This is a genomic window from Neobacillus sp. CF12 (assembly GCF_030348765.1).
Taxonomy (GTDB): Bacteria; Bacillota; Bacilli; order Bacillales; family Cytobacillaceae; genus Neobacillus.
Map to the genome: position 1 here is coordinate 3,018,261 of NZ_JAUCEU010000007.1, position 12,937 is coordinate 3,031,197.

8 protein-coding genes are annotated in these 12,937 nt (G+C 38.1%); 5 read left to right on the forward strand and 3 right to left on the reverse strand.

Annotation, left to right across the window (positions count from 1 at the left end):
* Nucleotides 1–90 precede the first annotated feature (90 nt).
* On the reverse strand, nt 91–603 hold the full coding sequence (uraD, locus tag QUG14_RS14360; RefSeq protein WP_289341215.1) for a 2-oxo-4-hydroxy-4-carboxy-5-ureidoimidazoline decarboxylase: 513 nt from the start codon (nt 601–603) through the stop codon (nt 91–93).
* A gap of 330 nt (nt 604–933) precedes the next feature.
* Here uraD and QUG14_RS14365 point away from each other — a divergent pair, with 330 nt between their 5' ends.
* From QUG14_RS14365 to adhE, 5 genes are all read left to right on the forward strand, one after another.
* The gene (locus QUG14_RS14365; protein WP_289341216.1) at nt 934–1,404 is read left to right on the forward strand and encodes a nucleoside deaminase; all 471 of its coding nucleotides are present in this window, start codon (nt 934–936) and stop codon (nt 1,402–1,404) included.
* Nucleotides 1,405–1,427: 23 nt separating this feature from the next.
* Entirely contained in the window at nt 1,428–3,158 is a 1,731-nt protein-coding gene (ade, locus tag QUG14_RS14370; protein WP_289341217.1) for an adenine deaminase, read from the forward strand.
* A 120-nt stretch (nt 3,159–3,278) separates the two neighbouring features.
* Nucleotides 3,279–3,668 carry an SET domain-containing protein gene (locus QUG14_RS14375; RefSeq protein ID WP_289341218.1) on the forward strand — a complete coding sequence of 130 codons (390 nt, stop codon included), beginning with the start codon at nt 3,279–3,281 and terminating at the stop codon, nt 3,666–3,668.
* A 168-nt stretch (nt 3,669–3,836) separates the two neighbouring features.
* Nucleotides 3,837–4,064, forward strand: coding sequence for a hypothetical protein (locus tag QUG14_RS14380; RefSeq protein WP_289341219.1), 228 nt, complete (start codon nt 3,837–3,839; stop codon nt 4,062–4,064).
* Between the two features lie 93 nt (nt 4,065–4,157).
* Complete coding sequence (gene adhE, locus QUG14_RS14385) at nt 4,158–6,761, forward strand: bifunctional acetaldehyde-CoA/alcohol dehydrogenase (protein WP_289341220.1); 2,604 nt, start codon at nt 4,158–4,160, stop codon at nt 6,759–6,761.
* A gap of 89 nt (nt 6,762–6,850) precedes the next feature.
* On the opposite strand, the gene QUG14_RS14390 is transcribed toward adhE, so the two are convergent.
* Nucleotides 6,851–10,654 (reverse strand): glycoside hydrolase family 30 protein, encoded by a 3,804-nt coding sequence (locus QUG14_RS14390; protein WP_289341221.1) that lies wholly within the window; start codon nt 10,652–10,654, stop codon nt 6,851–6,853.
* 378 nt (nt 10,655–11,032) lie between these two features.
* Nucleotides 11,033–12,913, reverse strand: coding sequence for a molecular chaperone HtpG (gene htpG, locus QUG14_RS14395; RefSeq protein WP_289341222.1), 1,881 nt, complete (start codon nt 12,911–12,913; stop codon nt 11,033–11,035).
* Between the last annotated feature and the right edge of the window lie 24 nt (nt 12,914–12,937).

The following is a 12,937-nucleotide window of genomic DNA, read 5'->3' on the forward strand; positions in this document are numbered from 1 at the left end:
AGCCTTCGTAAGTGACCACTTTTTCGATTTCTCCTTAATTTCGGTCACTATGTCTTTCATCCGTAGGCACACGATGATCTTTCCATTATGTTAGTCTTTTAAAAAATCATTCAATCGGAAGCCGGCAATTTTATAAACCTCATCTAAAGCAATGTGATACTCTTCCTCGTAAGCCTTATGCACCCTTTGCTTCATTGCAGCAAGAATACTTTCTTTGGTTTGGCCTTTCACGGCCATGATAAAGGGGAATTTAAATTTCTGGACATACCGCTGATTGAGAGAAACAAACTCCTCAAACTCCTCCTTTGAAAGTTGATTAAGGCCTGCGCCAGCTTGCTCCTTTTGGGAAACCTCGGTCATTTGCAATCTGGTTCCTAAGTCCGGGTGGGCACGAAGTAATGCTAACTGCTTAGATTCCTCCGCATTTTGAACAATCTCAATCATCGTTTGTAAGAGGGTATCACGCGATTCAAACGGTATCCTTTCCCATGCAGCACAAGCCACCCACGGAGAATGTTCAAACACCCAGCCTACTTTTTGGACAAACTCCTCCTTGTTCATTTGATTTACTTCCTTACTTTCCATCCATTCATTTATATCCATGGCTTCACCTCTTCCCTCCTTCTGTTCGACCAAACAGCCTGGGTACTTGTTAAAACTATATATATTCTAGACCTCCTAAAAATACATCACATGTTCTTTCTCTATTTTTATGAATCTTCCATCATGGCTCAAATGGGTTTCAGTTTTTAACTCGTCCCCCATTTTTTCACAATAATATCGAAATACCGAGATAGTCTCTACATAAGTGTCATATAATCTACCATGGTTTTTTGTACTGTAGAAAATGTGTAAGCAAACTTTACAATAAGAAAGATTTTCTATGTGTGATATAGCATAATTAAAAATTATCCAAAAGAATGGAGAGGTTATATGTCAGATATACATTTCATGAAAAAAGCAATTGATGAAGCACTAAATAATGTCCTTACCAACCATGGGGGTCCGTTTGGAGCCATCGTCGTAAAAGACGGGAAAATAATTGGGATTGGACGGAATGAAGTCACCGCTTCAAAAGATCCAACTGCACATGCAGAAGTCCAAGCCATTCGAGACGCCTGCAGATATTTAAACGATTTCCAGCTTATTGATTGCGAAATATATACGAGCTGCGAACCTTGTCCAATGTGCATTGGTGCCATCTATTGGGCGAGACCAAAGGCGGTATATTATGCCTGCACGAAACAGGAAGCTGCAAAGATTGGGTTTGATGATCAATTCATTTATGAGCAGCTCGCACTTCCGATGGAGCATCGAAAAATCCCAATGCAGCAAATTTCACCAGATGATGGTGATTTACCTTTCCGTACATGGGAAATCTCCAAGAACAAAGTAGAATACTAATCTGATGTAGAGGGTGTTGTCCAATGGAGAGAAATCAAATAACACGAAGAATCTCTGTGGCTTCAGGAAAGGAACCTGCGGATACAGTCATAAAAAACGGCAGGATTATTGATGTTTTTAACGGAGAAATAATGGAAGGTGATATTGCAATCGTAGATGGTTACTTCGCAGGTATTGGGCAATATGATGGGAAGAAGATAATAGATGCAGAAGGGCGTTATGTCCTCCCTGCCTTTATCGATGGTCATGTTCATATCGAATCTTCTTTGGTTACGCCAAGTGAATTCGCAAAAGTCCTTCTGCCTCATGGAGTAACGACCGTTATTGCAGATCCCCATGAAATTGCGAATGTTCTAGGTACGCAAGGAATTCAATATATGCTAGATGCTTCCGAAAACCTCCCTTTTGATATTTACATTATGCTTCCTTCTTGTGTTCCAGCGACAAACTTTGAAAACTCGGGCGCTATTTTGAAAGCAGAGAATTTATCCCACTTTTATCAACATCCACGAGTCCTTGGATTAGCAGAAGTTATGAACTTTCCTGCGGTCCTTAATACTGAGGATGATATGCTGAATAAAATTTCTGACGCGAAACATTTTGGCAAAAAAGTAGATGGACATGGCGCAGGATTGTCCGGTATAGCTTTGAATGTCTATATGGCTGCTGGTATCCGTACTGATCATGAGTGTACAACCGCTGAAGAAGCAAAAGAACGCCTTAAGAGCGGAATGTATTTAATGATTCGTGAAGGCACCGTTGCAAAGGACTTACGTAATTTGATTCCAGTTGTCAATCAGTACAATTCCCGAAGATGCTTATTTGTGACCGATGATAAACATCTAGATGACCTTGTTCTTGAGGGCAGTATTGACCACAATGTGCGGCAGGCGATTGCCGAAGGAATTTCCCCAATCACCGCCATTCAAATGGCCACTATCAATGCAGCAGAATGTTTTGGGCTTGAAGAAAAGGGAGCGATTGCAGCCGGGTACAAGGCAGACTTTTCTTTAGTAGATGATCTTGAAACTGTCAGGATTTCACATGTCTATAAGGACGGAATAGCCGTAGTACAAGATGGCAAGTTGATTGCTGATTGCCCTAACAGTCAAAAAAATTGTTTGAAACAATCCGTCCATTTTAATGAAATCTTGGAATCCAATTTGAACATTACCTTATCCGCAAAAAAGGCAAATATCATTGAGATTATTCCTAACAGTCTTATCACACATCACATCGTGGAAGAAGTGAATATTTGCGATCAAGGTTTCTTCCAGCCCTCTATAACTGCTGATCAATTAAAGCTAGCCGTAATTGAGCGCCATCATATGACGAAGCAAATTGGATTAGGAATCGTTAAAGGATTAGGTTTAAAAGAAGGGGCAATTGCTGCCACGATTGCCCATGATTCGCATAATCTTATTATTGCCGGGACCAATGATCGTGATATGGTACTGGCAGCAAACAGTATTAAAAAAATGCAGGGCGGACTGATTGTCATTAAAGATGGCCAAATTCTCGCATCATTAGAATTGCCGATTGGCGGATTAATATCTGACCGCCCTTACCGGGAAGTATATGCCTGTCTCAATACGCTTCACATCGCTCTTGAAAAGCTTGGAGCAAATAATCATTTCAATCCTTTTTTGACCCTTTCGTTTTTAGCCCTCCCCGTTATACCCGAATTAAAACTTACCGACAAAGGCTTGTTTAAGGTTTCAAAATTCGAACACATAGAAATCAGTTCTGTTTAAAATTCGTGCTTTTTAGACATACTATCATGCGAGTTAACCGAAAACGGTTGCTTTCAAAGCTATTACCTGTCAAACTAAGAGGATAATTGACTTCATAGAAAGTAAATGTAGGTGACGATCATGATAGAAATTAAAATATCAAAACTCAGTGATGGGGAGTTCAATAGAGGGGTATTTGCTACCCGTGATATCCAAAAAGGCGAACTTATCCATGAAGCACCCGTTATTGCCTATCCAAATGCAGAACATGAACACATTGAAAAAACATTGCTTGCCGACTATGCGTTTGAATATGGCATCAACCATACATGCCTTCTCTTAGGTTATGGGATGTTATTTAACCATTCCTATCAGCCAAATGCCACATATGAAATAAACTTTCCTAATCATACCTTTGATTTTTATGCTTACAAAGACATAAAAGCAGGCGAAGAAATTCTTATTAACTATAATGGCGATGAAGAAGACCAAGAACTGCTTTGGTTCGATAAAGAAAAGCAAGAAAGCTAACAGCTCATGTATTGGGCTGTTTTTTTACGCCTCAATTACTCACCTTAGGTAAAAAGGACCATTTTCGGTATATTTGTTAAACTTTCAAAGTTTGTTCAATATTTCACAAACTTTTATCTAAATTAGATGTTATGATAAATTTATAAAAGAAACAAGGAGTGATATGACATGATGATTTGTGAATGGAGATCTTTTTCTACAGATTCCGAAACGTATACACAGGAAGCGTTCGAAGAGATCATTGGCGACGAATTTGAAGCGATGATGATTAAGGATAATGAAGATATTCCAAATTATATATGGACAGTAAATTTTGTCATCGTTGTAAAAAAATATTCTAAAGTACTGAATGACATCTCCTTTGAAAAGATACCACGAAACCCAGTTTGTGAGTAACACTCTAAGATTCTATCAAATGGTTAGTTAATATTTTTTTATACACACTTGTGAATCATTTCACAAAGTTTGGAGTAATTGGAGGAATTTAAAATGGCAGTGGCAGAAAAAATGAGCAAGGACATACAAAATGTAGCTTCTATGGTTGATACCTTGGTGGAAAATGGTCTTAAAGCTTTAGAAGAATTCCGCAGCTTTGACCAAGAAATGATTGATTTGATTGTGAAGCAAATGGCCTTAGCTGGTCTGGATCAACATATGCAGCTTGCAAAACTTGCTGTTGAGGAAACCAAACGAGGCGTTTATGAAGATAAAATTATTAAAAATATGTTTGCGACTGAATATGTTTATCATAATATCAAGTATGATAAAACCGTGGGAATCATCAACGAAAACGAACACGAAGGAATTATTGAAATTGCTGAGCCGGTTGGTGTCATCGCGGGTGTTACCCCTGTTACCAATCCAACATCCACAACGATGTTTAAAGCACTTATATCCATAAAAACGAGAAATCCAATTGTTTTTGCCTTCCATCCATCTGCTCAAAAATGCAGCAGCGAGGCGGCAAGAATCCTTAGGGACGCGGCTATACTGGCAGGTGCTCCTGAAAATTGCATACAATGGATTGAAACACCGTCTATTGAGGCTACACAAGCACTAATGAATCACTCAAAGATATCGATGATTCTTGCAACTGGCGGTGCAGGAATGGTTAAATCCGCTTATAGTTCAGGTAAACCAGCTCTTGGTGTTGGACCTGGAAATGTTCCATGCTATATGGAGAAATCAGCCAACATTCAGCAAGCAGTCAATGACTTAATTTTATCAAAGACCTTTGACAACGGAATGATATGTGCTTCTGAGCAGGCCGTTATTATTGATCAAGAGATTTATTCCGTAGTCAAAAATGAGTTGATTGCGAATAACTGTTACTTTTTAAACCAAGAAGAAAAAGAAAAAGTCGAAAAATTAGTCATTAATGAAAAATCATGTGCGGTTAATCCTGCTATTGTTGGGATGGCTGCTAGCAAAATTGCCGCTTTAGCAGGGATAAGTGTTCCTGATAACACTAAAATTCTTATAGCTGAATTAGATGGCGTTGGACCAGGATATCCGCTATCAAGAGAAAAATTAAGCCCTGTTCTTGCCTGTTACAAGGTCAGCAGTCTTGAAGAAGGCTTAGATAGAGCAGAAGAAATGTTAGAATTTGGCGGTTTAGGACATTCAGCCGTCATCCATTCTCAGGATCAAAATGTAATTAGGCAGTATGGCTACCGAATGAAAGCTGGAAGAATCATTGTCAATGCCCCATCTTCACAAGGTGCCATTGGAGATATTTACAATGCTTATATGCCTTCCCTTACACTTGGCTGTGGTTCTTATGGAGGAAATTCTGTTTCAACGAATGTTGGTGCAATTCACTTAATCAATATTAAAAAAGTAGCCCAAAGGAATGTTAATATGCAATGGTTTAAAGTGCCGTCCAAAATCTATTTCGAGAAAAATTCAACTCAGTATTTGGCTAAAATGCCGAAGATTTCAAAAGCATTCATTGTAACAGACCCTGGAATGGTGAAACTAGGCTATGTTGATAAGGTCCTTTATTATTTAAGGAAACGTCCTGATTACGTCCATTGTGAAATTTTTTCAGAGGTGGAACCAGATCCATCTATTGAAACAGTAATGAAGGGTACGGAAATGATGGCTAAATTCCAGCCAGATGTTATCATTGCCCTTGGCGGCGGTTCGGCTATGGATGCTGCCAAAGGGATGTGGCTGTTTTATGAGAATCCAGAATCAGATTTCTTTGGCTTAAAACAGAAATTCCTTGATATCCGAAAACGAATTGTAAAATACCCTAAGTTAGGAGAAAAAGCACAATTTGTAGCGATTCCAACTACTTCCGGCACAGGTTCAGAAGTTACATCATTCTCGGTTATTACTGATAAAGAAGCAAATATGAAATATCCACTTGCCGATTATGAATTAACACCAGACGTAGCGATTATCGATCCACAGTTTGTGATGACAGTTCCGAAGCATATTACAGCTGATACTGGAATGGATGTTTTGACCCACGCCATCGAAGCCTATGTATCTTGTATGGCAAACGACTATACAGATGGACTTGCGATGAAAGCAATCCAACTTGTATTTGAATATCTTCCTAGAGCCTATCGAAATGGCAGTGACGTATTGGCGCGTGAAAAAGTCCATAATGCTTCAACCATTGCTGGGATGGCCTTTGCGAATGCATTCCTTGGTATCAACCATAGCCTTGCCCATAAACTTGGCGCAGAGTTCCATATCGCTCACGGACGTGCAAACACCATATTAATGCCACATGTTATTCGTTATAATGCGGCTAAACCAAATAAATTTACTGCATTTCCGAAATATGCCCACTTTGTAGCAGATAAGCGTTATGCAGAAATTGCAAGAACCTTAGGACTGCCTGCGAATACGACAGAAGAAGGAGTAGAAAGTCTTGTTCAGGCAATCATTCGTCTTGCAAAAGAGTTAGATATCCCGATGAGCATTGAAGCAAATAATATTGATGCTGACGCTTTTGAAAGCAAAGTTGACTATCTTGCCGACCGGGCATTTGAAGATCAATGTACCACCGCTAACCCTAAATTGCCTTTAGTAACCGAATTAGCTGAAATCTATCGTAAAGCATATAAGGGCGTTTAAAAGTGTAATATAAAGCAAGCTGAAAAGGCCATCCAGAAACTCTGGATGGTCTTTTCTTGCTGTATCAGTGCTATTGCTACCTCTCTCGCTTAATTACTCGTTATTTCTGTTAAACTTTCAACGGCTGCTTGTAAGGACGTTCTGGCCGCAACAACTTGCTCTAGTGTAACTTGTGGATTGTGTAATGCCATTTTTGCGGATTGTTGGGCTTTATGGAAGGCATTCCAACTTTCCTTGGTGTAGTCTTTGTGGTCTTTATCTTGATTCGCATCATACAATTCCTGCAATTTTGTCTTATTGACTTCTACTTTATTTCTGCCTGTAACAACATCGATACCATCCAAGGTAAAAGTACCGCCTTTTATAACCACTTTAGCGGTGTGTTTACTATCTTTTAGTCCGCGAATACTATAAGAGGTTTGTCTGTCACCTTTAGCATAAATTCTAAAATTTTCTTCGATTAATTGATCATCAATATACACGTCAATCAATGCGTCAGGAGTCGCTCCAAATAAATTAAAACCTGAACCTTCAAAATCGAAGATCATACTGCTGGTAGGTGCTTCAAATATTGGCGTATGATAGATATTGACCCCACGATAATCCATAAAGGTATCTAGTCTTTCATTATCCTTAAGGGAAACTTTTAACGTATGCGGTTTTTCTTCAAGACCTCTTACAGAATATCTTATGCCAGTACTAGTATTTACGGCGAAATTACCCATATCTACACCGTCTAGTTCGAAATTATAGAGTGATTTATCACCAGTCCCTGACAAGTAATCAATCCCACTACCCGTGAAGTTAATTAAAATATATGGATCATCATTAAAACTCGCCCATGCATTCGTACTGTTAGAGCCCCAAGCAGTATTTTTTCTAAATGCATAAACCGTATTTTCCTTATCCTCAATTAGTGATTCATCTGAAATTTTCACAATATCAGCAGGTCCTGATTTTTTAACAGCTAATACAGGATCAGTTGTTTCGACTTCTACTTTAGTGAAGCTGATATACTTATCTTTTGCTACTACTTTCAGTGTATGTTCTTTGTCTTCCAGATCCTCTGCAGACCAGACCATCTGGGTAATACTGCTATTATTCGTATAATTTGCTTCACCGACTAACACTCCATCTAAATAAACATCGCCTTTTCCATTTGACGGATTTGTTTCTCCATATAACCTAACCTCGGTACCCTTAAATTTTATCTCAAGAGAAGCACCATTTGATGCCCAGGCATTTCCACCGTTAGATGACCAGCCACTAGAATAGAATACTTTGTTCAAAGTCCCTGGTACTGTTGTTGTATCTCTGTGTCCTACAGTTACTCCATTCCAAACAGGAATATCTGTTTTGGCTGTCATTTGTGTACGATTAAAATGGGCATAACCAGCTTGTGTATAATCCCATTTACCCAAATAACCAATAGGATTGATCAAGTCATTATTATTCAAAGCTTCCTCTTCTGTTGCATATTTCTTACCTTGTGCACTGTCTATTTTTTCGGATGTATAGGTATATCCTTTAATAGGCTCAATCACTAAGTTATCGATAAGAGTTTCATAATATCCAGAACCTAATGCAACTCTTCCTGCCATTACGGAAAAATCTTTATCGGTGTAGGAATCGATTTCTGCGCCATCAAGATAAAGTGTAAATACATTTTCTTTTGCCTCAAATGCTAGATTGTGCCAAATTTTATTATCGAAACCTTCAATCGTACCACTTTTTTCAACCTTACCTAGTTTAAGAATTTCATATTTTCCATCTGAATATACTTTTGCATTATATGGTGCATGTGAATCTGCTCCGCCGGCTTTCACTTGTCTTACACCAATTAAAGCATAGTTACTTCTGCCTTCTGCCTCAGGTGTATGCGTATCTAGTAAAAAGTCGTAAGACGCTTTATAGTTTACCCAGCGGTGGTCACCTATCGTGGCGTTAGGATTACTACTAGATGCAGAGCCATCTCTTCCGCCCCAAACTGCCCAATCCGCACCAATAATGTCAGGACTGATTTTCTGCTGCAGCATATTTCCATGAGCTTTTGCTTCCGGAATTTCTAAATTTGCACGTTCTGCACTTCCACTTGCCACAGGTTTTGTTGCCTCTTTTACTACTTCAAAAGCACCAGTCTGATCAGTCGTATATCGCGGTGTTCCTCCGCGGCGGTCTACATAATCTCTACCCTTTTCGTCGACAGGATACTTATCGTATTCAAAATCATCCTTATATGGTAAAGGCATAATCGTATCTTTCGATAAATCAACTGGTTCTGACTCATATTCAAAGCCTTCGACTTCGGACTCCTTATCTAACGTTGATATAGTCACGATCGAATATGGCTTCACTTCCACATCATATTCACCATTTACTGGGGTAATTTTATTGGTATTTTTAAACCAGTTGGCATCTACCTTTTGCCCTTCATCTGCCCCTCGTGTTTCCCAGACATAAATCGGAGCATTCTCTTTGCCATTTAGATTTTGAGCTTTAATCTTGTATTTACGTGTCTCTTTTGTGTTATTTGCAAATACAGTTGAATAATCATTTGTCTCTGGATCTTTTAAGGTTAAGTAATTATGCGTACTTGTATCAACATCTACACCGCCATCAAAGAAGGCTCCATCACTGTATGTAGCATCTTTTACATACATCCAGCGTTCATTTTCAGGTGTTGTGTGATCATCATAGCCAACAAAGTTCATTACATGACGAACTCCCTGAAGACCGCCATCTACTTCATAGAAACCAGACCACGGGTCCATTGCACTGATGAGGTGTTTCGGATTGTAAGCAGAACCTTCATAGAACGCGGCAACGGAAGGCTGGAAATCAAAAGAAACGGCATTTAACGGATTGCTGCCCGCTCCAGTCCAAGAATAAACGGAAATGATTCGGGAAGTTACATCAATAATCCCGGCTTTTCCTCCAAGCCCTTTATAATTTGGTTCCATATTTTCACGGTAGCGCGCATTAATCATTGGAGCAATTCCTTCAGATACCCAGCTTTCTTTTGGTTTCTTACCTTCAGCAATCAATTTATTTTGTAATTGTGTTAGTTCATTTGAACCCGTCAGTCCATAATGAGAACTGATAACATCAATTTCATCAATCAAATCTGGATTTTGAAGGAGTGTACGACTAATAGTTGATGTATCTCGGTAGCCGTCTGCGGCAACAAGTTTAATATCTTTGTAGTCTTCTTCATAATTCGGCTCTGTTTTGATCTTTGCTGTAAAATACTTCAGCCATTCGAGTTCATTTTTACCATTATTACTTTGAGCTCTTTCATTTTGAGAGATCCCAACATAATCCAATTTAAAACCATACTCTTTATAAACCGCATCAATTGTCTGTTTGTACCATTGATATCGATTTTCATATTGATTATTTGCAGCCCCGCTCCATGTAAAACGTGGTTCACCCCAACGCAAAATTTCAGTCGTTATATCGGGATTAATCGATTTAGCGTCAGCCGCAAACTGGAATCCAGCACCTCTAAGAATATTAGCTTGTTCGTCTGCATAACGCATTGTTGCGGGCTCTGTTCCTGATGATGAATTAACATCGCCGCCTAATTCAATCTTGACATGCGTTAATCCGGCGCCTGTATCCTTGTTAAATAGTTTATTCATAATTTGCCAGTATTCTTCTGGGTGCTCTTCTTTGTAATCTAACATCAAACGAGATGTGTTATTAGCCGTTACTGTTCCAAAACCTTTAAAACGGTTAAATTGGTCTACATTGTTTCCATCAATGGTAATGGTCTTTGTGATGACTTCGGCTTTTGTTTCATTTGATCCTATTAAGCCAAAAGACCCAACTAGCATGGAAGCAACACATATATTTCCAACTATCTTTTTAAACTTTTTTCTCTTTCTTCCCATTTACTTTCATTCCTCCCCTTACTTTCCCTTGCAAGTGATTTACATTTTTTACTTATCTGTTGGCTATACATTGGAGATGAGTTGAACAATCTGAGGTTTAACTTTGGAGATTTAATAGGCAAAATGGTAAAAATATAGTTTAAGTAGGTCCCCCTTTCATCAATTATCAGATTTTTTAGATAATACATGATAGCGTTCTCATTATTTCATAATCTGTTTTGATTCTTATACAACTATATCGACTACCTATAATGATATTTTTACCTTTTTCGTTTGTTTACAATAATAGTAAAAGCCGCCTCACAATCATGTGAGAGCGGCTTTTTCATGTCTATGGTATTCAAATTTATTATCCATAGGAAAATATACCCGGGATGATTATACCATTATCTTGCAGATATCATTTGTAAATTCTACTGGATCCTGGATTGGCAATCCTTCAATCAGCAATGCTTGATTGTATAGTAACTTCGTATACAGATCTAGCTTTTCTTTGTCATTTTCAAATGCTTCTTTTAAGGATTGGAATACTTCATGATTCTTATTAATTTCTAAGACCTTGTCAGCTTTAATATTTTGATTATCTGGCATTGCTGCAAGGATTTTTTCCATTTCTATTGAGATGTCACCCTCAGTTGCCAAGCAGACAGGATGTGACTTTAAGCGTTTTGAAACTCTGACATCCTTGACTTTATCAGCCAGGATACCTTTCATATAGTCAAAGATTTCTTTGCTTTCCTTATCTTCTGTTTCGGAATCTGTTTTGTTTTCTTCACCTTCGATGCCCAAATCACCACTGGAGATGGATTTAAATTCTTTCTCCTTGTATGTCATTAGCATTTTGATGGCAAATTCATCAATATCCTCAGTGAAGTATAGAATCTCATACCCTTTTTCAGAAACAAACTCTGCTTGTGGCAGTTTATCGATTCTTTCGATTGATTCACCAGAAGCATAGTAAATATACTTTTGCTCTTCAGGCATTCTTGAAACGTACTCATCTAAACTAACGAGTTTCTTCTCTTTGGATGAGTAGAACATAATAAGGTCCTGCAATACTTCTTTATTGGCTCCGAATTCACTATAAACTCCGTATTTTAACTGGCGGCCAAATGATTTATAAAACTCTTCATATTTTTCTCGTTCGTTATTTAAGAGGCTTTGCAATTCACTCTTAATTTTTTTGTTAATATTTTTAGAGATAAGCTTTAATTGACGGTCATGCTGTAACATCTCACGAGAAATATTTAGCGATAAGTCCTCAGAGTCTACCATTCCTTTAACGAAGCTAAAATGGTCTGGAAGCAGGTCCGCACATTTTTCCATAATTAAAACGCCATTAGAATAAAGCTCCAAGCCTTTTTCAAATTCTTTTGAATAGAAATCAAATGGAGTTTTCTCCGGGATATACAAAATGGCATTATATCGAATGGTTCCATCTACACTGATATGGATATGTTTAATCGGCTTATCAAAACCATATCTTTTTTCTGCGTAGAAGTTCGTATAATCTTCGTCTGTTAGTTCGCTTTTATTTTTCTTCCAAATAGGAACCATACTATTAATAACTTGTTCCTCTACATAATCCTCAAACTCATTATCGCTGCCTTCTTTTGGTCTTCTACTAGAAACATCCATTTTAATTGGGTAGCGGATAAAATCAGAGTACTTTTTAATAATAGACTTTAAACGATACTCTTCTAAAAATTCATCATAATTTTCATCTTCGGTATTTTCTTTGACCTTAAGAATAATTTCAGTTCCAACTGAATCTTTCTCAACAATCTCAATGGTATAGCCTTCAGCACCCGTGGATTCCCACTTGTAAGCTTCTTCGCTTCCTAATGCTTTACTAATAACCGTCACAACATCCGCCACCATGAAAGCAGCATAGAAACCTACACCAAATTGACCAATAATGTCATAGCCATCTTTTAGTTCTGTTTCCTTTTTAAAAGCTAAAGAGCCACTCTTGGCAATCGTTCCAAGATTTGTCTCAAGCTCTTCCTTTGTCATCCCAATCCCAGTATCAATAATTTTCAAGGTTCTATTTTCCTTGTCAGGGATTACTTTAATAAAGTAGCTGTCCTTGTCGAAGCTTAATGCGTCATCTGTTAATGCTTTGTAGTAGATTTTGTCAATCGCATCGCTTGCATTAGAGATTAACTCTCGTAAAAATACCTCACGATGTGTATAAATAGAGTTAATCATCATTTCTAACAGTCTTTTAGACTCAGCTTTAAACTGCTTTTTTGCCATAAAAAATTCTCCTTCCATGCTTAT

Bases quoted from the DNA above. Each gene is read 5' to 3' on its own strand.
- QUG14_RS14365 (WP_289341216.1), top strand. From the start codon at position 934: ATGTCAGATATACATTTCATGAAAAAAGCAATTGATGAAGCACTAAAT.
- htpG (WP_289341222.1), bottom strand. From the start codon at position 12,913: ATGGCAAAAAAGCAGTTTAAAGCTGAGTCTAAAAGACTGTTAGAAATG.
- QUG14_RS14375 (WP_289341218.1), top strand. From the start codon at position 3,279: ATGATAGAAATTAAAATATCAAAACTCAGTGATGGGGAGTTCAATAGA.
- QUG14_RS14380 (WP_289341219.1), top strand. From the start codon at position 3,837: ATGATGATTTGTGAATGGAGATCTTTTTCTACAGATTCCGAAACGTAT.
- ade (WP_289341217.1), top strand. From the start codon at position 1,428: ATGGAGAGAAATCAAATAACACGAAGAATCTCTGTGGCTTCAGGAAAG.
- QUG14_RS14390 (WP_289341221.1), bottom strand. From the start codon at position 10,654: ATGGGAAGAAAGAGAAAAAAGTTTAAAAAGATAGTTGGAAATATATGT.
- uraD (WP_289341215.1), bottom strand. From the start codon at position 603: ATGGATATAAATGAATGGATGGAAAGTAAGGAAGTAAATCAAATGAAC.
- adhE (WP_289341220.1), top strand. From the start codon at position 4,158: ATGGCAGTGGCAGAAAAAATGAGCAAGGACATACAAAATGTAGCTTCT.